22 protein-coding genes are annotated in these 21,170 nt (G+C 40.7%); 10 read left to right on the top strand and 12 right to left on the bottom strand.

Going from position 1 to position 21,170, the window contains the following annotated elements:
* Positions 1 to 11 precede the first annotated feature (11 nt).
* The 5 genes from IM797_RS07545 to IM797_RS07525 form a co-directional block, all read right to left on the bottom strand.
* On the bottom strand, positions 12 to 1,427 hold the full coding sequence (locus IM797_RS07545) for a rhodanese-like domain-containing protein (protein WP_194126497.1): 1,416 nt from the start codon (positions 1,425 to 1,427) through the stop codon (positions 12 to 14).
* Positions 1,428 to 1,496: 69 nt separating this feature from the next.
* Positions 1,497 to 2,513: an asparaginase gene (locus IM797_RS07540; RefSeq protein ID WP_194126496.1), complete on the bottom strand. Its 1,017-nt coding sequence runs from the start codon at positions 2,511 to 2,513 to the stop codon at positions 1,497 to 1,499.
* Positions 2,514 to 2,516: 3 nt separating this feature from the next.
* Entirely contained in the window at positions 2,517 to 3,284 is a 768-nt protein-coding gene (locus IM797_RS07535) for a TatD family hydrolase (protein WP_194126495.1), read from the bottom strand.
* 123 nt (positions 3,285 to 3,407) lie between these two features.
* Entirely contained in the window at positions 3,408 to 4,418 is a 1,011-nt protein-coding gene (locus IM797_RS07530) for an FKBP-type peptidyl-prolyl cis-trans isomerase (RefSeq protein ID WP_194126494.1), read from the bottom strand.
* A 75-nt stretch (positions 4,419 to 4,493) separates the two neighbouring features.
* The gene (locus tag IM797_RS07525; protein WP_194126493.1) at positions 4,494 to 5,504 is read right to left on the bottom strand and encodes a bifunctional oligoribonuclease/PAP phosphatase NrnA; all 1,011 of its coding nucleotides are present in this window, start codon (positions 5,502 to 5,504) and stop codon (positions 4,494 to 4,496) included.
* A 139-nt stretch (positions 5,505 to 5,643) separates the two neighbouring features.
* Between IM797_RS07525 and IM797_RS07520 the strand changes: the two genes are divergently transcribed.
* The 3 genes from IM797_RS07520 to IM797_RS07510 all read left to right on the top strand — a co-directional run bounded on the left by IM797_RS07520 (position 5,644) and on the right by IM797_RS07510 (position 7,151).
* A complete protein-coding gene (locus IM797_RS07520) occupies positions 5,644 to 6,063 on the top strand; it encodes a nucleoside-diphosphate kinase (protein ID WP_194126492.1) in 420 nt (139 codons plus the stop codon).
* Between the two features lie 118 nt (positions 6,064 to 6,181).
* Complete coding sequence (locus tag IM797_RS07515; protein WP_194126491.1) at positions 6,182 to 6,925, top strand: FKBP-type peptidyl-prolyl cis-trans isomerase; 744 nt, start codon at positions 6,182 to 6,184, stop codon at positions 6,923 to 6,925.
* 52 nt (positions 6,926 to 6,977) lie between these two features.
* On the top strand, positions 6,978 to 7,151 hold the full coding sequence (locus IM797_RS07510; protein WP_194126490.1) for a hypothetical protein: 174 nt from the start codon (positions 6,978 to 6,980) through the stop codon (positions 7,149 to 7,151).
* A 7-nt stretch (positions 7,152 to 7,158) separates the two neighbouring features.
* On the opposite strand, the gene IM797_RS07505 is transcribed toward IM797_RS07510, so the two are convergent.
* Both IM797_RS07505 and IM797_RS07500 read right to left on the bottom strand, forming a co-directional pair.
* Positions 7,159 to 7,449, bottom strand: coding sequence for a DUF721 domain-containing protein (locus tag IM797_RS07505; protein ID WP_194126489.1), 291 nt, complete (start codon positions 7,447 to 7,449; stop codon positions 7,159 to 7,161).
* Positions 7,442 to 8,545 (bottom strand): DNA replication/repair protein RecF, encoded by a 1,104-nt coding sequence (locus IM797_RS07500; protein WP_194126488.1) that lies wholly within the window; start codon positions 8,543 to 8,545, stop codon positions 7,442 to 7,444. The genes IM797_RS07505 and IM797_RS07500 overlap by 8 nt, the downstream gene beginning before the upstream one ends.
* Before the next feature lie 178 nt (positions 8,546 to 8,723).
* Here IM797_RS07500 and IM797_RS07495 point away from each other — a divergent pair, with 178 nt between their 5' ends.
* From IM797_RS07495 to ytxJ, 3 genes are all read left to right on the top strand, one after another.
* Positions 8,724 to 9,392 carry a tetratricopeptide repeat protein gene (locus tag IM797_RS07495; RefSeq protein ID WP_194126487.1) on the top strand — a complete coding sequence of 223 codons (669 nt, stop codon included), beginning with the start codon at positions 8,724 to 8,726 and terminating at the stop codon, positions 9,390 to 9,392.
* A 192-nt stretch (positions 9,393 to 9,584) separates the two neighbouring features.
* Positions 9,585 to 10,076 carry a 6,7-dimethyl-8-ribityllumazine synthase gene (gene ribH / locus IM797_RS07490; RefSeq protein WP_194126486.1) on the top strand — a complete coding sequence of 164 codons (492 nt, stop codon included), beginning with the start codon at positions 9,585 to 9,587 and terminating at the stop codon, positions 10,074 to 10,076.
* A gap of 206 nt (positions 10,077 to 10,282) precedes the next feature.
* Positions 10,283 to 10,615: a bacillithiol system redox-active protein YtxJ gene (gene ytxJ, locus IM797_RS07485; RefSeq protein ID WP_194126485.1), complete on the top strand. Its 333-nt coding sequence runs from the start codon at positions 10,283 to 10,285 to the stop codon at positions 10,613 to 10,615.
* Here the strand turns inward: ytxJ and IM797_RS07480 are convergent.
* Positions 10,605 to 11,009 (bottom strand): OsmC family protein, encoded by a 405-nt coding sequence (locus IM797_RS07480; RefSeq protein WP_194126484.1) that lies wholly within the window; start codon positions 11,007 to 11,009, stop codon positions 10,605 to 10,607. The genes ytxJ and IM797_RS07480 overlap by 11 nt on opposite strands.
* A gap of 99 nt (positions 11,010 to 11,108) precedes the next feature.
* Here IM797_RS07480 and lipA point away from each other — a divergent pair, with 99 nt between their 5' ends.
* From lipA to IM797_RS07465, 3 genes are all read left to right on the top strand, one after another.
* Positions 11,109 to 11,987 carry a lipoyl synthase gene (gene lipA, locus IM797_RS07475; RefSeq protein WP_194126483.1) on the top strand — a complete coding sequence of 293 codons (879 nt, stop codon included), beginning with the start codon at positions 11,109 to 11,111 and terminating at the stop codon, positions 11,985 to 11,987.
* Between the two features lie 66 nt (positions 11,988 to 12,053).
* Positions 12,054 to 12,605 carry an RNA polymerase sigma factor gene (locus tag IM797_RS07470; RefSeq protein WP_194126482.1) on the top strand — a complete coding sequence of 184 codons (552 nt, stop codon included), beginning with the start codon at positions 12,054 to 12,056 and terminating at the stop codon, positions 12,603 to 12,605.
* A 1-nt stretch (position 12,606) separates the two neighbouring features.
* On the top strand, positions 12,607 to 13,467 hold the full coding sequence (locus IM797_RS07465) for an anti-sigma factor (protein WP_194126481.1): 861 nt from the start codon (positions 12,607 to 12,609) through the stop codon (positions 13,465 to 13,467).
* Here the strand turns inward: IM797_RS07465 and IM797_RS07460 are convergent.
* From IM797_RS07460 to IM797_RS07445, 4 genes are all read right to left on the bottom strand, one after another.
* Complete coding sequence (locus IM797_RS07460; RefSeq protein WP_194126480.1) at positions 13,464 to 14,378, bottom strand: NAD(P)H-hydrate dehydratase; 915 nt, start codon at positions 14,376 to 14,378, stop codon at positions 13,464 to 13,466. The two genes, IM797_RS07465 and IM797_RS07460, sit on opposite strands and share 4 nt — an antisense overlap.
* 11 nt (positions 14,379 to 14,389) lie before the next feature.
* Complete coding sequence (gene uvrA / locus IM797_RS07455) at positions 14,390 to 17,233, bottom strand: excinuclease ABC subunit UvrA (protein ID WP_194126479.1); 2,844 nt, start codon at positions 17,231 to 17,233, stop codon at positions 14,390 to 14,392.
* 95 nt (positions 17,234 to 17,328) lie between these two features.
* The gene (locus IM797_RS07450) at positions 17,329 to 18,381 is read right to left on the bottom strand and encodes a 2Fe-2S iron-sulfur cluster-binding protein (protein ID WP_194126478.1); all 1,053 of its coding nucleotides are present in this window, start codon (positions 18,379 to 18,381) and stop codon (positions 17,329 to 17,331) included.
* A gap of 88 nt (positions 18,382 to 18,469) precedes the next feature.
* Positions 18,470 to 19,225, bottom strand: a complete 756-nt coding sequence (locus IM797_RS07445) for a lytic transglycosylase domain-containing protein (RefSeq protein ID WP_228098753.1) — start codon at positions 19,223 to 19,225, stop codon at positions 18,470 to 18,472.
* 465 nt (positions 19,226 to 19,690) lie between these two features.
* On the opposite strand from IM797_RS07445, the gene IM797_RS07440 reads away from it, so the two are divergent.
* A complete protein-coding gene (locus tag IM797_RS07440) occupies positions 19,691 to 21,166 on the top strand; it encodes a pseudouridine synthase (protein WP_194126476.1) in 1,476 nt (491 codons plus the stop codon).
* Positions 21,167 to 21,170: the final 4 nt, after the last annotated feature.

Here is a 21,170-nt window from a genome sequence, read left to right as displayed (position 1 = left end):
TCAGTTTCTTTTTAAGCTTTCATTGCCTTGGAAGGACAGGCAAAATCGGTACGTTTTAAACCTGTTGTCTTAATTGCACCATATCCACCTGCAATATCAATTACATTTTCGATACCCCTGGCTTTAAGGATAGAAGCAGCAATCATAGAGCGATAGCCACCGGCACAGTGAATATAATAAGTTTCTTTATGGTCTATTTCATTCGTCCAGTCATTGATATAATCAAGTGGGCGGGTCAAGGTCATTTCAAGGTGTTCTGATTCATATTCACCAGGCTTTCTCACATCAAGCACTTGTGCATCTGGATTAGCCTGGGCAAGCAGCTCAAATTCCTGTGCAGATATGGATTGTATTGTATCGATGTCTTTACCGGCTTGTTCCCATGCCGCAAATCCGCCAGACAGGTAGCCAATGGTATTGTCGTAACCTACACGCGCCAGCCTGGTAATGGCCTCTTCGGCCTTATCTGCTTCTGCAACCAATAATAAAGGCTGTTTCAGATCAGTAATTAAAGCACCTACCCATGGCGCAAACTGTCCATTCAAACCAATATTTACTGCCGAAGGAATAAAACCTTTAGTAAACGTCTGCGGATCCCTGGTATCGATAATCAACGCGCCAGTTAAGTTGGCCATAGCTTCGAACTCATCCGGATTTAAAGGTTTCAGTCCCTTTTCATACACATCATCCAGACGCTCGTAACCATTTTTGTTCATGGCCGCATTCTTAGCAAAATACTGAGGAGGAGGTAAAATACCATCCGTTACTTCTTTTACAAATTGTGCTTTCGTTGAGGCTTTCAGAGCATAATTTACAGCTTTCTGATGTCCTAAAGTATCAAAAGTCTCTTTACTCATGTTTTTACCACAGGCTGAGCCCGCCCCATGCGCAGGATAAACCAGGACTTCATCCGGTAGTGTCAGGATCTTACTATGTAAAGAGTCGTATAACGTGGCCGCCATGTCTTCCATAGTCAGGTCTCCTTTCTGAGCCAGATCCGGCCTTCCAACATCACCTATAAACAAAGTATCGCCACTAAATATACAATGCGGTTTACCAGCCTCGTCACGCAATAAATACGTTGTAGATTCCGGCGTATGCCCTGGAGTATGTAAAGCCACAATGGTCAGATCCCCTATTTTAAATTCTTCCCCATCACTGGCAATGTGCGATTTGAATGTGGTCTTAGCTGTAGGCCCGTATACAATTTCTGCACCTGATTTTTCAGCCAGGTCGACATGCCCTGAAACAAAATCCGCATGAAAATGCGTTTCAAAGATATATTTGATTTTAGCATTGTCTTTAGCCGCGCTTTTGATATACGACTCCACCTCACGCAGCGGGTCAATAATGGCAGCTTCGCCGTTACTTTCTATATAATAAGCGGCTTCTGCCAAACATCCCGTATAAATTTGCTGTATCTTCATTCCCATGTTTCTGAAAAACAAAATTAAGATTATAATTGCTGTACAAAAAACTATTACCTAAGTTTTACCTTATGCAGTTAATTCTCCGCGTAAAGACTGCTCCATCAACTCGATTACCTCTTCTTTAGTCAGGCCCTGCCCCATTAAATACATCAGCTTGGTAATGGTGGCTTCAAAAGTCATGTCATATCCACTGATTACGCCCATTTGTTGCAACTTTTTACTGGTTTCATATTTACCAAGCTCTACAGAACCACGCTGACATTGAGAAATGTCCACAATAATCTTCCCGCTATCTATAGCTTCCTGCAGACAATTGATAAACCAATCGGCAGTGGTTGTATTTCCCGAGCCAAATGTCTCTAAAACAATGGCATCAACCGGCGAGTGGGTAATTGCTTTAACTGCCTGGGCTGAAATTCCGGGATACATTTTTAAAACACCAATGTTAGAATTGAAGTTTAAAAGTACCTTTAATGGTTTTCTGGGTTGTGGTAAGATGTAATTATTAAAGAAGGTGAGGTGTACCCCGGCCTCGGCCAATATTGGATAATTTGGAGACCTGAACGCTTCAAACTTTTCAGAATTGTATTTAATCGAGCGGTTTCCACGGAACAATTGTGAATCAAAATAGATACATACCTCCGGGATCTTTGCCAATCCGTTATTTTTAGTAGCTGCGATTTCAAGTGCAGTAATCAGGTTTTCCTTGGCATCGGTTCTAATCTCCCCTATTGGTAATTGAGAACCCGTCAATACTACCGGTTTACTCAAATCCTGAAGCATAAAACTTAAAGCCGAAGCCGTAAAGGCCATGGTATCTGAGCCATGCAAGATGACAAAGCCATCAAACTCATCATACTTGTTATAAATAAGCTGGGCCATCTCGGCCCAGATTTCCGGATGCATATTGGACGAATCCAGGATGGGATCAAAGGAATGTACCTCCAGATCGTAATTCAAACGTGCCAGTTCTGGTACATTTTGTTGTATCTGATTGAAATTGAAAGGGATTAATGCGCCGGTATTGGTATCATTAACCATACCGATGGTGCCCCCTGTATATATGATGAGTATTTTGGTCATTGTTTAGATTTTAAAAATGCTGATGGAGTTTGCGGTGGTAACTGCAGCGATTTCTTCTACACTGGTTTGGTAGATTTCGGCTAGTTTATCGGCTACATGAACCAGATAACTACTTTCATTAGGTTTACCCCGATAGGGTACTGGAGCCAGATATGGGGAGTCGGTTTCCAACACCAGCTTGTCTAAAGGCACAGACTTAAGCACCTCATCCAATCCTGATTTTTTATAAGTAACTACCCCCCCAATGCCCAGGTAAAAGCCTAAATCGATTGCCTGTTGTGCCTGGGCTACATTTCCTGTAAAACAATGCAATATTCCTCTTAAGCTTTCCTCTTTTTCTTTTTCCAGAATCTCAAAAATCTCATCAAAAGCTTCCCGGCAATGGATCACAATGGGTAAGTCCATATCTTTTGCCCATTTGATCTGCTCCTGAAAAGCAGCCTTTTGAATTTCTAATGTGGTTTTATCCCAATGCAGGTCAATTCCAATTTCGCCAATGGCATAGATATCACGATCCACCATGCTTTCGCAGATTTCATCCAGAACAAGCTCGTAATTTTCCTTTACATCACAAGGGTGTAAGCCGGCCATAGCAAAACAATTGTTGGGATATTTTTTTACCAATGCATCAATTTTAGCGATAGAAGCAAGGTCAACATTCGGCAAAAACAGTCGGTCAATGTTATTATCGAAGCATCGCTGCATCAGTTGGTTCAGTTTTTCCTCGTCTGTTTCGTAATACAGATGAGTATGTGTGTCAGTTAAACGCATTGCCGAAGTTAATAAAAACCAACGGAAGCGTGTACTAAGAAAAGTTTAATAATAGAAAAGCCTTGCCCAAATGATATGGACAAGGCTTTTCTAAAATTTATAATCCCTATTGAGGGCTTGTACTTATTTCTTTGTAGGTTGAGCCGGAGCAGTTGGAACTGCTACTGCTCCTGGTGCAGCTACCGGAGCAGCACTAGGTTTTTTAATGTCTGCCAATTCAACTTCAAATACCAATGGAGAGAAAGGACTGATACCACCCTGAGGCATACCACCTTCGCCATAAGCTAAAACTGAAGGAATAATTAAGGTAATTTTACCACCTTTACCAATCAATTGCAAACCTTCGTCAAATCCAGGAATTGCTCTTCCTAAAGTAATTGCACGGGGGCCATATTGTGCCATTGCATTGTATTTACCTGATGCTTTAGCAATTTTCTCATCACTTGTATCGAAGATGTTGTCTTTACCGTCAGATTTTTTAGTAGTCAATTTACCAGTATAAATAACCATCATGGTATCACCGATAGCTGGTTTTACAGCATCACCCGGCTTGCTGATTACATATTGTAAACCAGAAGCGGTAGTTGTAGTTTTCAGGTTATTATCAGCAATATATTTTTTGATTTTACCAGCTTCAGCATTTTTCTTTATTTCCATGCTTGCTTTGTAATCTTTTTCAAAGAAATCTCTAGCACCTTTTTGGAAAGTAGAATCTGCTTCACCAGCTTTTTTAGACAATACTTTTTCAATTTTAACTGTAAATACAATGTATTTATCTTTGCTACCAGCAGGTTTTGGCTGACCAGAGTGTTTAGCCATCGTATCTAAATCCAATTTGAATGTAGCACTATCACCTTCTCCGAATAAAGTCAACACGTCATTCATGTCACCTGCATACATTTTTTTAGCAACAGGAAAAACAGCTGGTTGATCGTTGTCCCAGGTATTTAACATCACCGAATCTTTCTCACTTTTCTGGATATAGTTCAATTTAACGATATCACCTTCTTTAATTTTAGCTTTCCCGCCATCCTTATGGATGATGTAAGACAGGCCTCCCGGACCTTTTTTGTAGTTGTTACAAGCAGCTAGCCCAAGTGTAGCTGCGAAAAGAATCACTATACCTTTCTTCATGTGGTTTTTTAAATTATTTTTTGTTCGTTTTATATTTATTTTACCTTTTAGTTATTTGCTATAAAGCCGCAGCTTTTATTGTAGTAACTGGTTTTTATAATCGCCAAGCAGACCTTTAAATTCTGCTACAGTATCTGCTAAGTTTTTATCAGAATATCCTCCGGCAGCATTGCGATGCCCACCACCATTAAAATATTTCTTACAAATCTCATTAGCGGGAAAATCCCCAGTCGAGCGCAAAGATAATTTAACTTTATCAGTTCTTTCAATAATAAATGCAGCCAGTTTGATCCCATTTACAGACAGGGCGTAATTCACAATTCCCTCTGTATCTCCGGTTACGATGTTATAGAAATTCAGTTCTTCCTTAGTTACCGGAATAATTGCGGTATTGAATTCTCTTAAGATCTCCAATTTATTACTCAGGCAATGGCCCAGAAAACGCAAACGGTTTTCCGTCGCATTGTCATACACCAATTGATGTATTCTCCAGTGCTCTGCACCCAGATCAATTAAATCTGCCGCAATTCGATATACCGTTGAATTGGCAGATTCAAATCTGAATGAACCCGAATCTGTCATAATTCCGGTATACAGACAAGTGGCAATATCTTTATTCAGGAAACTACCATCTTCTAACTCATTCACAATAAAATCATACACCAATTGCGCTGCAGCGCAGGCATTGATACTCCAATGGCGGTAATCGTCAAAATCTTCCGGATCCAAATGGTGATCAATCATCACTTTTACTGAACCTGAAGCTCTTACCAATTCACCAAGTTCATTGATACGGCTGAGCGTATTGAAATCCAGGCAAAAAATAATAGCAGCTTCGTCTACCAGTTTTGCAGACTGCTCCTTATCATCTGTATAGATCAACACATCGGAATTGTTAGGCATCCAATGCAAAAAGTAAGGATAATCTGTTGGGGTAATGACTTTTACATGGTGCCCTTTCTGAATCAGGTAAGCATATAAACCCAAAGAAGAGCCCATCGCATCCCCATCTGGTTTATGGTGCGTTGTAATTACGATTTTTTGTGGCGTCGCCAGCAAAGACTTTAGTTCTGAAATAGATAGCATATTCGCTGCAAAGCTAATAATTTAATGACAATTGACACCTATTATATTTTACCGCTTAAGGTGAATTCAAAATGGATGTTGAACTTGACTATAATATTAACGGTATAAAATGTAATTTTGCAAAAAAATAAACAAAAAGATGACTACAAACAGAACTTTTACAATGATTAAGCCTGATGCGGTAGCAAATGGCCATATTGGTGCAATAATCAATGACATCACTGCTGCTGGCTTTAAGATCATTGCCCTAAAATACACTAAATTAACTGCGGAGACTGCTGGTAAATTTTACGAAGTTCATGCTGCACGCCCTTTCTATAAAGACCTGGTTGAATTCATGTCTTCAGGACCAATCGTAGCTGCGATCCTTGAAAAAGACAATGCAATCGAAGATTTCAGAAAATTAATTGGCGCAACCAATCCTGCTGAAGCTGCTGAAGGAACTATCCGTCAGAAATATGCAAAATCTATTGATGCAAATGCAGTTCACGGATCTGACTCTGATGAGAATGCACAGATTGAAGGCGACTTCTTTTTCAGTGCTGACGAGAGGTTCTAGAATTTATTGTTAGCTATAAAGCTAAGGTTCATGATGACTGAGCAAAAAATAAGCACCCAAAAGGTGCTTATTTTTTTTTGTAAAAGTTTGTACCTTTCGCCAAAACAAATAAAACTCAATGAAGAAAGTTATCATTACGCTCATGCTTCCGCTGTGTGCCTTCTCTGCACTGGCTCAAACCAAGAAAACTACCACTACAACCACAAAAAAAACAACGGTTACTCGTAAAGCGCCAGTTAAGGCCGGCCCGGCTGCAACCTTAAAATCAGCACTGGATTCAGCAAGTTATGCTTTTGGAACCAGCATGGGTGGCAATTTAAAAGGAAATGGAGTAACCCATTTGAATTACGATCTGTTAATTAAAGGCCTTAAAGATACTTTTGAAGGAAAACCCCTGGCTTTAAGCTCAGATAAATCCCAGGCTGCCATTATGAAAATCATAGAAAATGCCAGCAAGCAAAAATTCTCCGGGAATATTGCTGCGGGTAAAACGTTTTTAGAGCAGAACAAAAAGCAAGCTGGTGTTAAAGTTACGCCAAGCGGCCTACAATATATTGTGGTTAAAGAAGGCCAGGGTGTTAAACCAACCGCTACTGACACTGTACTGGTTCACTATACCGGAACTTTATTAGATGGTAAAAAATTCGATAGTTCTTACGATCGTAATGAGCCATTATCCTTACCGCTAAACGGCGTGATTAAAGGCTGGACTGAAGGCGTACAATTGATGACCCCTGGTTCAAAATATAAATTCTTTATTCCATACCAAATGGCTTATGGAGAACGTGGTGCCGGACAAGATATTCCACCATACAGTACCCTGATCTTTGATATCGAATTGCTGAAAGTAAACGGAAAATAGATATCCCTAAAACCATTGTGTGGGTTATTTGTTGTTAAAAAAAACATAACCTATGATGACTAAAAGATATTTACCATTGGCAATCATTGCCTTCCTGTCCACAACTTTAATGAGTTGCGAATTGGTTCAAGGCATTTTCAAAGCGGGTCTGTGGACCGGGATTATAGTAGTTGTATTGGTGCTCGCACTGGTCATCTGGATCATCAGCAAGATATTCGGTGGTTAAATCCAGGCTACAAGAAAATAATTTCCAAAATCACTTCAGAACCGGCACGTTCATTAATTTTTTGAATGATGCCGGTTTTGACCATTAAAAGCTCATTTTTAATCACAGAAGATTCAATACGTACAAATAATTTTTTTTGTGAGACGTAAATCTGTGTAGTTCTGTTCGCGATCGCCTTTCCCATCAGGTCAGGCCACAAGGCGACAACCGAAGTTTCATCAAACTTGCCTTTCAGCTTATATACATTAAGTAATTTCCCGATACCTTCTTTTAAGGTGATGTCATTTGGTTTACGCATGTTGTATTGCCCCGTTATTTACCTCAAATAGGGTAATTGGTACTTCTATTTTGTGAAATACAGCTTGCACCCGCTCCCTGCCCGTATCCGTAATAAAGATCTGTCCAAAATCATGATGAGACACCATTTGCATCAGTTTATGCAAGCGCCGGTCATCTAGTTTATCAAAAATATCATCTAGCAGCAGCAAGGGCTTAAAGCCTTTATACTTCTGAAGATAAGCATATTGTGCCAATTTCAGTGCAATTAAAAAGGATTTTTGCTGTCCCTGCGATCCAAACTTCTTTAAAGGCATTTCCGTGATGGTAAATACCAGTTCATCTTTATGAATACCTGTGGTTGTCCTTTCCAGCACTTTATCTTTTTCTATAGACTGCTGCAGCAATTTTTCAAATGGCGTATCACTTAGCTGGCTTTGATATTGTAAACTAACCTGCTCTTTATCTTCCGTTAAAAACTGGTAATAATGATCAAACAGCGGAATAAAGTCCTCCATAAACTGTTTCCTTTTGGCAAAGATTTTATCACCGGATTGCACCAGTTGTTCATTGTAAATTTCCAGTAAGGTCGGATCATAACTTCGGGTCAGCGCAATTTGCTTCAATAATGCATTTCTGTTGAGCAGATGGCGGTTGTATAAAATCAGCTCGTCCAGGTAATGCGTATCGGTCTGCGAAATTACATTGTCCATAAAGCGACGGCGTTCTTCACTTCCCTCCATAATGATATTGGTATCATAAGGAGAAATCATAACCAAAGGAAACAAACCGATGTGATTGGCCAGTTTATCGTACTCCTTTTTATTGCGCTTAAACTGTTTTTTCTGATTCCTTTTTACCCCACAGGTGATCTTTTCATTTTTTTCCTTGCGGTCAAAATCACCCTGGATCAGAAACAAATCCTCGCCGGTTTTAATTTGCTGGCTGTCAATCGGATTAAAATAGCCTTTACACAAGCACAGGTAATGGATGGCATCCAGCAAATTGGTTTTACCGGCCCCATTATCCCCTACAAAAGCATTTACCGTCTTTGAGAAACTGATACTTGCATCTGCGTAATTCTTAAAATTAAGAAGTGTAATGTTTTTTAACCACATAATTCAATTCAAAGTTACCGTTTAGCTTTGTCAATTCTGAGGCCTTACAACTGATTTCTTGATTATTCACGCTTCTAATTCAGGCTCAGTTCATTAAAGTTTAATTAAATACTTGCAAAAGGGGTTGATACTTTGATGTAAAAATGTATTTTTGCAATCCTTAATTTTTTTAAATAAAATGTCCACAACAGAAAAAGAAATAAATCAACCGGTAAGAAAGGGTTCTTTTTTAGAAGAAAACTCAAAAAGCCTTTTATTTATTGCAGGCGCAATCATCTTATTGATAGGAGTTTACTTTTGGTATCAAAATGTATATCTTAAAAACAGGGCTGAAGAAGCGTCTAAGCAAATGTTCAGAGCTGAACAGCTTATTGGCACAGATTCTTTGGCTAACAAAGCAATCAATGGCGAAGGTGGTTACCCTGGATTAGAGAAGATTGCAGATGAGTATAACAATACCAAATCTGCTAACCTGGCTAATTTATATCTGGGTGGTATTTATTTACGTAAAGGCGAGTACAAAAAAGCTTCTGAGTTTTTAGGTAAATATGCTGAAACTGGTAGTGCAGTGATCGATCCATTGGCTTTAGGCTTATTGGGTGATGCCTATAGCGAATTGAAAGACATGAAACAAGCTGCTACTTATTATAAGAAAGCAGCTGATAAAGCAAGCAATAAATTCACTTCTCCAATGTTCCTTAAAAAACTAGGATTGGTTTATGAGAACCTGAAAGACTTTAAATCCGCTGAAGAAGCATATACCAAGATCAAAACGCAGTATCCTGAAAGCCAGGAAGCGACAATGATTGATGAGTATATTGCTCGTGCAAATGCACAAGTTAAATAAACAGAACAAATTATATTGGAAAGGCCGGCAGCAATGCTGGCCTTTTTTTTATGCAGGTCATACAAAGTCTTTTAATACATCAGGTTTAACGCATTGGGTTTAACACATTCCGTCCTGCTGAATTTAACACAACAAACGGCTTTAACCTAAGTAGAACTTCAGCATTTCTGAAATTTTAGCTAAGTTTGTATTATGGCAACACAATTAAAAAACCTCTCCGATTTCTCTCATACTACCGTTCCAAATGGTCGTGCTTACAAAATTGCAATAGCTGTTGCAGAGTGGAATGCAGAGATCACCGGAGCTTTATACAATGGCGCTTTAGCAACCTTAACTCAAAATGGTGTATTACCAGAAAATATACTTTCTGTAGCCGTACCCGGAAGCTTTGAATTGACTGGCGCAGCAGAGATCTTACTGAAAAAACATACAGAACTTGATGCTGTAATTTGCCTCGGCTGTGTAATCCAGGGAGAAACCAAACATTTCGACTTTATATGTGATGCTGTAGCAAATGGTGTTACTCAAGTGGGGATCAAGTATAGCAAACCAGTTATATTTGGTGTATTAACCACTAACGACCAACAACAGGCCATCGATCGTGCGGGTGGCAAACATGGCAACAAGGGTGACGAAGCCGCAATCACTGCTTTAAAAATGGCAGAATTTGCAGCAACTTTGTAACAGCTTTGTTTTAATTGTTAAAAACCGTAGCTTAGTTACACATTACAGATAGATATATGAAGAAAGTGGCAATATTACTGCTTGGCGTATTTTTTGCAATAACCCTTTTAGAAGCATGTTCTAATAAAATCTGTCCGGCTTATAGTTCATATCCGGAAAGCAGAAAAAGAAGAGGATAGTGTTGATTTAATTTAGAAGGGGATATTATGCAGTGGAAAAATATTACTGATCTGGAACAGATCAGCCAGATCAAACAAAAAACAGGTTACAGTTTAATTTTCAAACACAGCACACGTTGCTCGGTGAGTTCAATGGCAAAAAGACGGTTTGAACTGGACTGGTCGGTAATTCCTGAAGACACCAACTTGTACTTTTTAGATTTAATCAGCTATCGCGACATTTCTGCGCAGATAGCTGAAACTTTTCAAGTACAACATGAGTCGCCGCAAATCTTGTTAATCAAAAACGGAGATTGCGTCCTGGATGCTTCTCACAGTGACATCTCTGCGGATGAAGTAGCTGAAGTCATTAATAATTAAAAGAAACTGTCTTTACAATGTCTGGATGTAAGCTATATGCTACCGGACAAGTATGGGCAGATCTTTCGATAATTGTTTTCACCTTATCGGAGTAATCATTGGTAGGGAACTGGAAGTTAACTACAATTTCCGTTACCCTCCTTGGATTTTCAGCCATAATTTTGGTAATCTCGCAAGTAGCTCCATCGATATTGAAACCATGCTCATTAGCTGCAATACCAACAATGGTCAACATGCAATTGCCCAATGAGGTAGCCAGTAAATCTGTCGGAGAGAAAGCCTCACCCTTTCCTTTATTGTCAACCGGGGCATCTGTAATGATTTCATTTCCTGAACGCTCGTGTACTGATGTGGTTCTCAAACCACCGTTATAAGTTATTTTTGAAGTAGCCATACGGTAAAATTAAACATTCTCTTTGAAGCATACGCATCTTTACATGCCAAAAACATTTCCTGCTCCCAACTATTCAAACAGATTGTTTAACTTTGTACCATGATCGCACTTCCGGTTGTTTCAGAAAACCCAGTACAACGTAAACCAGATTGGCTTAGAGTAAAGCTTCCTGTTGGTAAAGAATATGCTCAGGTACGTAGCTTAGTGGATACCCATAAGCTCCATACCATTTGCGAAAGTGGTAATTGTCCAAATATGGGCGAATGCTGGGGAGCAGGTACAGCAACCTTTATGATTTTGGGTAACATCTGTACCCGGTCTTGCTCCTTTTGTGCTGTTGCTACAGGCAGACCCCTGGCTGTGGATACCGACGAACCCAATCGTGTTGCCAATTCGGTAAAACTGATGCAGGTAAAACATTGTGTAATTACTTCAGTTGACCGGGATGATCTGAAAGATGGTGGCTCAATTATTTGGGCTGAAACATTACAAGCCATCAGAAGAGAAAGCCCGCAGACCACACTGGAAACCCTGATCCCTGATTTTAAGGGGCAATGGGACAACCTGTACCGCGTATTGGAAGAAAGACCTGAAGTAATGTCTCATAATGTAGAAACGGTTAGACGTTTAACTAAGCAAGTTCGGATTCAGGCAAAATACGACCGGAGTCTGGAAGCATTAAAAAGAATTTCTGAATTTGGGTTAAGAACCAAAACTGGTATCATGCTGGGCCTTGGCGAAACAGAGGATGATGTGCTCGAGGCAATGGATGATCTGGTTGCCAATGGCGTACATATCCTGACTTTAGGCCAGTATCTACAACCTACCCGTAACCACCACCCTGTTGTAGACTGGATACATCCGGATCAGTTCGCTAAATACAAAGAAATTGGCCTGGCAAAAGGTTTGAGATATGTTGAAAGTGGCCCCTTGGTGCGTTCTTCTTATCATGCTGAAAAACATTTGTTCGACTTCTAATCAATTAAATATAAAAAAACATTTTTCATTTTGTTGTTGTTCTAGTTTCTGTATATTAGCAAACCCTTGGCAACGACAAAAAAAATATCACTATCTGAAGAAGAGCTGGTTGGCGCACTGAAAAATCGACACACGATTGCAGTACAGGCGCTGTATGATATGTATTCGGCAGCATTGCTGGGTGTGATATCGAGAATTGTTCAACCGATTGAACTCGCAGAAGATTTATTACAAGAAACTTTCATAAAAATTTGGAATTCAGGAGAAAGCTACGACGCTTCTAAAGGGCGTTTATTTACCTGGATGATGAACATTGCACGTAATTTAGCTATCGATAAATTACGCTCTAAAGATTTTAAAAATTCTAATAAAAACCAAGACATAGAAAATAACGTAGATTTCATTGACGCACAGAAAGAGATCAGTTTTAATGCAGACACCTTGGGTATCAAAGACATGGTAACTGCGTTAAAGCCTGAATTTACGAGCGTTCTTGATATGGTGTATTTTAAGGGATATACACACGTTGAGGCAGCAGAGGAGTTAAATTTACCATTGGGTACGGTGAAAACACGTATCCGGATGGCGATTATGGAGTTAAGAAAGAATTTTAATTGAAGTGGAAGAGGTAAACGCATATATAGAATCAGGCATACTTGAGCTTTATGTTCTTGTACAGTTAACTGTACAGGAACAACAGGAAGTTGAAGAAATGGCGGCCAGATATCCTGAAGTAAAACAGGAAATTGCCGCGATTGAGCTCGCTATGGAACAATATGCCCTGCAAAATTCAATCGAGCCTTCGGCGGAACTGAAAGATCAAATCATGAACCGCTTATCGGACAATGAAACCATTGTACCGGTAACTGCTGAAGTTGAACAGGTTATTAAACCGACACCTGTTGTTCCCATACAGCAGTACAATGAATATGAGGCAAAAATAAGAATATTGCGATTCGCCTTAGCCGCTTGCGTAGCCATGCTGGTTGTGAGCGCGATTGCCCTATACTCCGCACACAATGAACTTGGCCAGGCCAAAACTGAAATTTTAGCCCTGAATCTGGATAAGCAAAAATTCGCCAGCACCACCAGCTATTTAACCGAAGAAAATACTGACTTACGTAAAATTGCCGATATGGCTGACGATCCGGACTGGAAAGTGGTAAAACTTGCCGGTACTAAAATGGATCCTGCAGCAAAAATGGTAGTTTACTGGCACACCAGCGGACAGCATGTGATGGTTGACAATTCAAAAATGGCTTTGCCTGCGAATGACCAAAGCCATCAATATCAATTGTGGGCACTTGTGAATGGTAAACCAGTAGATCTGGGTGTTTTTGATGTGAAGTCAGACACCACACAGATTTTATTGGCCATGAAAGAAATTGCCGGCGCTCAAGCCTTTGCTGTCACCCTGGAAAAACGTGGTGGAAGTGTAAGCCCTACGATGGATCAGATGATCGTGATGGGTGGCGTTTAAAGCTTTAACAAACGTTTCAACGTTTTAGGTATTTCTGTTGCAACCTGCGAAGCCGTTACATTAAAATAGGATTCAGCTAGGTCATCACCCGATTTTCCATGTAAATAACAGCCCAAAATAGCAGCGTCTTTTACAGGGTAACCTTGTGCAACAAAAGCAGTGATTATACCTGCAAGCACATCACCCATCCCCCCTTGTGCCATTGCTGGATTTCCTGTTGTGTTGATATATACCAAACCTTTCTGGTCTACAATAAAAGTATATTGGTTTTTAAGTACAATCACGATCTTTCTGGCTTTTGCTTCACGAATAGCAGTCTGCAAACGGGCCCACCAGGTCGTATGTATGCCAAATAGGCGATCAAATTCTTTGATATGCGGTGTAATTACAGAATGCGGCGACAGCCCATCCAGCATTTTTTTATTGACGCTTAGCATATTCAGACCGTCAGCATCTATAATTAAAGGTAATTTCAAACGAATTAAGCCTCCAACAAGGCTTAAATTAGATTCTTCATCCGATAAGCCCGGACCAATGGCAATGGCATTGTAGGGCTCAATAGCACCCGGACTTAAAAGCATCTGTTTCTCCACAAACATCACCTCAGGAAGCGCAGCGTTTAACGCAGATAAACCACTTACGGGAATGGCAGCCGTAGTTAAGCCAGCTCCGGCACACAAACAGCCCTTTGCAGATAACAGCGCTGCACCCATAGTCAGCGTTCCGCCTGCAATGATCAGTGCATGACCATATGTACCCTTATGGCTAAACGGTTTTCTCAAATGGAATAGTGACCGGACGTCAGCCAGCTCTACCGCCATGTAGTCATTTAGATACTGCATGCCTATTGCGGCCATTTGCCCTTCAGGTGCTGAAGCATCTGGTAAAAAATCATTCAGTCTTTTGTCCATATTGGTCCTTTTTAAAGGCCCATTTCTTTTTTAAGAAATTTGCCGGTTAAACTAATTGGATTTTGAACCAATCCTTCAGGCGTGCCCTCAAAAATGATTCTACCCCCACCAACTCCTCCTTCTTCACCAAGATCAATTACCCAATCTGCTACTTTTACAACATCCAGATTGTGCTCAATAACCAATACTGTATTCCCTTTTTCAACCAACTCGTTCAATACACCCAATAAAACATTGATGTCTTCAAAGTGCAAACCTGTAGTTGGCTCATCTAATATATAAAAAGTTCTGCCGGTATCCTTTTTAGAAAGTTCGGTAGCCAGCTTAACCCGTTGTGCTTCCCCACCTGATAAGGTTGTAGAAGATTGTCCGAGTGTAATGTAGCCTAAACCAACATCTTTTAAGGTTTTGATCTTACGGTAAATGACTGGCATATTCTCAAAGAAATCGCAGGCATCTTCAATGCTCATATCTAAAACATCGCTAATGGATTTCCCCCTGTAACGCACCTCGAGTGTTTCGCGGTTATAACGTTTGCCATGGCACTCCTCGCAAGGTACCTGTACATCTGGCAGAAAATTCATTTCGATCACTTTCATACCACCGCCCTGACAGGTTTCGCAACGTCCGCCTTTCACATTGAAAGAGAAACGCCCCGGTTTATAGCCCCTTATTTTTGCTTCCGGCAATTGCACATATAAATTCCTGATGTCAGAGAATACACCGGTATAAGTTGAAGGATTTGATCGGGGTGTACGACCAATAGGTGCCTGATCGATTTCGATTACTTTATCAATTTCTTTTAAACCATTGATTTTCTCATAAGGCAGCGGGTGTTTTTTAGCCCTAAAGAAGTGATGGTTTAAAATCGGGTACAGGGTTTCGGTAATCAAACTGGATTTACCACTTCCGGACACACCAGTAACCGCAATGAACTTACCCAATGGAAAATCTACAGAAACATCTTTTAGATTATGGCCACTGGCTTTAATCAAAGAAAGTTTGTGTCCCGTACCTTTTCTACGTTTTTTAGGAACTTCAATCCCCTTTTTACCATTCAGATAAGCTGCGGTAAGTGTATCTGATTTCAAAATCTGCGCCGGCGTGCCTTGCGCAACAATTTGTCCACCATGTACACCTGCAGCAGGCCCAACATCAATCACGTGGTCGGCCTCTAAAATCATGTCTTTGTCGTGCTCCACAACCAAAACAGTATTACCCAGATCACGCAAATTTTTTAAAGCACCAATTAGGCGCTCATTATCCCGCTGGTGCAAGCCGATACTCGGTTCATCCAGAATATACATCACATTCATCAGCTGCGAACCTATTTGCGTAGCCAAACGAATGCGTTGCGCTTCACCACCAGAAAGGGTACGTGCCGTACGATCCAGCGAAAGGTAATTTAACCCAACATCAGTTAAAAAACCCAACCTCGATCTGATCTCTTTTAAAATCTCTTTGGCGATGGTATTTTGACGTTCAGACAATCGGTTTTCTAAATCCACATACCAGGTTTTTAGACTGTTTATGTCCATTTCTGCCAGCTCAAAGATATTCTTGCCGTCAATTTTAAAATGTAAGCTTTCTTTTTTCAGACGGGCACCGTTACATACCGGACAGGTTTTAAGTTTACGAAAACTTTCCATGTCATCCGTTGCGCCTTCGCCCTTACGCTCTTGCTGCTCCTCCAGTAATTTAATTACACCATCAAAAGTGATCTGGTAATTTTGTACGTTCCATTTATTATATTCTACAGCTACACTCAACAATTCGTGGGAGCCGTTAAGGATGATATCGATCACCTCCTCACTTAATTTCTCAAGCGGGGTAGACAAAGAGAAGTTGTACTTTTTTGCCAGGGCTTTCAACACCTGGAACATCCAGATCTCACGATACTCACCCATTGGCGCCAAACCACCGTTCATGATACTCAACTTTAGATTTGGCATGATCGATTCTTTATCGACCACAAAGATATACCCCAATCCGTCGCAGTTGTCACAAGCTCCATAAGGAGAGTTGAATGAAAAGCTATTGGGTTGCGGTTCATCGTAAGAAATCCCTGTCGTTGGGCACATCAAAAAACGGCTGAAATGAGATACATTATTCTCTTTATCGCTGATCTTAATGATGCCCTTACCCAGACGCATGGCCGTTTGCAGAGAATCTTGTAAACGTTTAATGTCTTTCCGGTCAATAATCAGGCGGTCTACCACAATTTCGATATCGTGAATCTTATAGCGGTCTACCTGCATTTTAGGCGACAAGTCCTGAATCTCTCCATCAATGCGCACCTTCACGTAACCCTGTTTACGAATCTGCTCAAATAACTCCCGATAATGCCCTTTTCTCCCCTTAACAACAGGAGCCAGGATATTGACAGGCATGTCATCGTATTTATTGAAGATGTTATTCAGAATCTGATCCTCACTCATGCGCTCCATTTTCTCACCGGTATTGTAAGAAAAAGCATCTGCTGTACGGGCATACAGCAAACGCATAAAATCATATATTTCAGTAATCGTACCTACCGTAGATCGTGGGTTCTTACTGGTTGTTTTTTGTTCAATGGCAATAACGGGACTTAGGCCAGATACTTTGTCTACGTCAGGACGCTCCATTCCTCCCATAAACTGACGGGAGTAAGCACTAAACGTCTCCATATAACGCCTTTGCCCCTCGGCATAAATGGTATCAAAAGCCAGTGAAGACTTGCCGCTACCACTCAGGCCGGTAATCACGACCAACTGGTTGCGCGGAAAGGAAATGTCTATATTTTTAAGATTATGCACCCTGGCACCGTATACTTCCACATCTTTTTGCTCGCCCAGGTCAACTGTTTTTTTGCTCATATATATTTTAAAAAAAGCTACTGAATGGATTGATTCATACAGTAATACTTACAACTGCAAAATTGCTAAAAATTTTATCATTTTACACCAATAAACTACCAAACCAAAGTTGTGCCATTCTCGGTTGGATGCCCAGTGCAGATCAATACCCTGCCAGCGGCAATTTCATCATCCATCAAAACCTCGTTATAGTCCATTTCTACGCCGCCTTTAATGCAATTGGCGGTGCAGGTACTGCATATGCCAGCATGGCAGCTATAAGGCAGTCTGATTCCATTGGACAGCGCAGCATCCAGGATTGATTGATTATAGGGCACATCAATGGTATACACTTCAGATTGATAGTTCAGCACCACAGAATAAGTATTGGTATGCTTTACTTTCTTCTCTGTCATATCGTCTTCATCCGCCTCATCTTCAGGAAGCACAAATGTTTCCCTTTTAATCTGGTCTTGTGAAAAACCAAGGTTCAATAAAGTAATGCGGCAAACATCCATATAGTCAACCGGTCCGCAGGTATATAATAAGGTATCCTTTTGCTCAAACATCAGGTTGTCCCTGATAATTTTTTCAATCAGCAAGCCGTTCAACCTGGCCATCATCAAATTTTGCGACTGGCTAAAAACGTAGATCAATTTAAAGCGATCAGAATAGGCTTGCTGCAAGGCATTGAGCTCCTCATAAAAAAGTGTTTGTGCCGCCGAACGGTTGCTGTAGGCCAGGACGATTTGCGTATCTTTCTCGCGTTTTAATGCAGTCTTGGCAATAGAAAATAAAGGGGTGATACCTACTCCTGCACCAAACATAAAAACTGTTCTTTTCGCATCCGTTTCGGGAACATAGTTAAAGCGGCCATTGGGCTCAACAGCTGTCAGCACATCTCCTATTGCCGTTTTATGATGTAATAGACGCGATATCGCACCATTTTCAACACGTTTGATCGCAATTGCTAACGGCTCATCGATGTCGGGAGAACTACAAAGTGAATAGGAACGTCTCAATTCTTTTCCAGCCACGTTAAAAACCAGTGTTAAAAACTGTCCGGCCTGGTAGTCTGGCCTCACACCATCCAGCGGTTCAAAACTGATAATCAGTGTTTCGCCAGGGCAAAAGACCATATTTGTAATCCGTAATTGCAGCAAATTCATAGCCGGGTAAATTAATGATTTTATTACAAAACAAAAAGCCGCCCCGATAGTTCGGAACGGCTTTCCCCAATTGCATTCTTTCTTAAAATTATTCGATATTTTTATCCTTATCGCTTTTCTCGTTAGCAGCCAGCATCGATCGGGATGCTTTATAGCCATATCGAACAGGATTTTCCATGATCTGTTTCATAGAAATCAATTTATAAACATAGCTCCCAGTTTCCCGGTTCAGCTTCATTTTAAAATAATTATCCTGGTTCTGCGCATTTATAGCTCTTCTCATGCTGCCATCTCCTACATTGTAAGCAGCGGCAACAAGTGTCCAGCTGTCAAAAATTTCGTAAAGGTCTTTGATGTATTTAGCCGCTGCTACCGTCGACTTGCGTAAATTGTTCCGCTCGTCTGTAGAACGATTGACTTTTAAACCGTAAGTCCGTGCAGTTCCCGGCATAAATTGCCATACTCCTGCGGCTCCCTTTGGCGAAACTCCGCCATGTAATCCAGACTCAACCAAAGCCATATACTTAAAATCGGCTGGAATGCCGTACGCGGCAAGGATCGGTTCAATGATTGGAAACCAAGCTGCCGCCTTCTGGTGCAGTTTATTGGTTTGTAAATTACTGAAATAATGTGCAGCTAATGTTTTCTTCATTTTTTTCTCCACTCTGGCATCTCCTGCCGGAAGGGTTTCATCTGCAAAATTCAATTGAGCCATTAAAGATTTGGGCTCGTTGGTGTGTGTTGTAACGGTATCTTTTACTGTAGTTTTTTCTTCTTTTGAAAGATTTTTTGATGCTTGGGGCATGTTGAAAGCGAACACTGTTGCCATGACAAATAATCCCATGATTATTGCACATGTCATTAGGTGTTTCTTGACCATTTTCCTCCTTTTTTTGGTTAACAATTTTAAAACGGCTGCAAATATAATGGATATTTATCTAATTATCAAGCTATTACAAAATAACCTATTAAAATCGGGCTTTAAAGATGTTTAAACCACGATTTTAATATACAAAAGACACAATGATGCATTTACCCAAAAAACTGGGTGTTTTTAATGGTTTTCAAGGTCCCGATATCTACGAAGAAAGACCTATATAAAGGATATCAAATGCGCAAAAAGACGCCTAAAATGCCTGAACAGGAAATAATGGAGATGCTGCATAAAAAGCGGCAGACATTTCCAAAAACACATGACTGGCAACCACTTATGTATAAATAATTACACCGAGCCTACACATTCCATTGTGTATTTGATCAAATTTACCTACCTTTGTGCCCGCATATTTTATGCGATTAATAGCGTATCATGATCAAAAACAACAACAGGAACAGTCGGGATGACAAGTCCAAGCCGGGAAACCGAAGTACAACAGGCAGAAGCCAGAGCGGAACTGATAGTTCCTACAAAGGCAAACGCAAGTTTGAAGATAAAGAAGGAAGAGATAATAAAAGCGATAGTCGCGGTGGTTATAAACCGCGTGAAGGCGACAGAAAAGATTTTAAGCCAAGGGAAGGCAGAGATGGGGAAGCCAGAAGCTTCAAACCACGTGAAGGCGATAGAAAAGACTTTAAGCCAAGAGAAGGTGATAGAAAAGACTTCAGACCAAGAACTGAAGGTAAAGATGGAGGCTCAAGAAGTTTCAAACCAAGAGAAGGCGATAGAAAAGATTTCAAGCCTGGAGAAGGCAGAACAGGAGAAGCGAGAAGCTTTAAACCGAGAGAAGGCGATAGAAAAGACTTCAAACCAAGAGCCGAAGGTGCTTCTGGAGAAAAAACCCGTAGTTATATTAAAAAAGACAATTTTGGCACTGGTGACAAACCTTTCCGCAAATTTGACGACAAGAAAAGTCAGAGTTCAAGAAGTACGGACAGCAGACCTTTTAGAAAAAGAGCTGATGAGGGTACAAGCAGACCTCCATATAAAGATCGCGGAGAGCGGACGGAACGTCCGGAGCGTGATGAATTTTCAGTACGTGGCGCCCGTCAGGAGCGGAATTCAAGTTGGGCTGGACCTGAAAAGGCGCCAACCATGCGCGGACGTAAAAATCCGGTACAACAAGATGACGGCTTAATCCGCCTAAACCGTTACATTTCCAATGCTGGTATATGTTCCCGTCGTAAGGCTGATGAACTGATCGCTGCGGGTGTAGTTTCTGTAAATGGTGTTCCAATTTCTGAACTTGGCCATAAAATAGATCCTTACAAAGACGAAGTGCGCTACAATGGTGAACTGTTGAAACGTGAAAAGAAAGTTTACGTATTATTAAATAAACCTAAAGATTACATCACCACTACTGATGATCCTCAGGAACGACGTACCGTGATGCAATTGGTTGAAAAAGCCAGCAGGGAACGTATTTATCCAGTAGGTAGACTGGACAGAAACACCACTGGTTTGTTGTTGATGACCAATGATGGCGATCTTGCCGATAAATTATCCCACCCAAGAAACGGTATCACCAAAATATACCATGTAGAACTAAGCAAGAGCTTAAGTCAGGGAGATTTAAACAAAATTCAATTCGGATTGGAACTGGAAGATGGTTTGATTAAACCAGATTCTGTATCTTATGTTACAGGCGGATCTAAACGCGAAGTAGGTATACAGATCCACAGCGGAAAAAACAGGATTGTACGTCGTATATTTGAACACCTGGGATATGAGGTGGTTAAACTAGACCGCGTTGTTTATGGCAACTTGACCAAGAAAGACTTGCCGCGTGGCAGATGGCGTTTCCTGGAAGAGCATGAGCTGATCCAGATCAAACACCTGATCCAATAAAAAT

The sequence above is a fragment of the Pedobacter sp. MC2016-24 genome (assembly GCF_015223055.1).
Taxonomy (GTDB): domain Bacteria; phylum Bacteroidota; class Bacteroidia; order Sphingobacteriales; family Sphingobacteriaceae; genus Pedobacter.
Note: the sequence above shows the minus strand (reverse complement) of the source record. Positions and strands in the feature narration are given on the sequence as shown.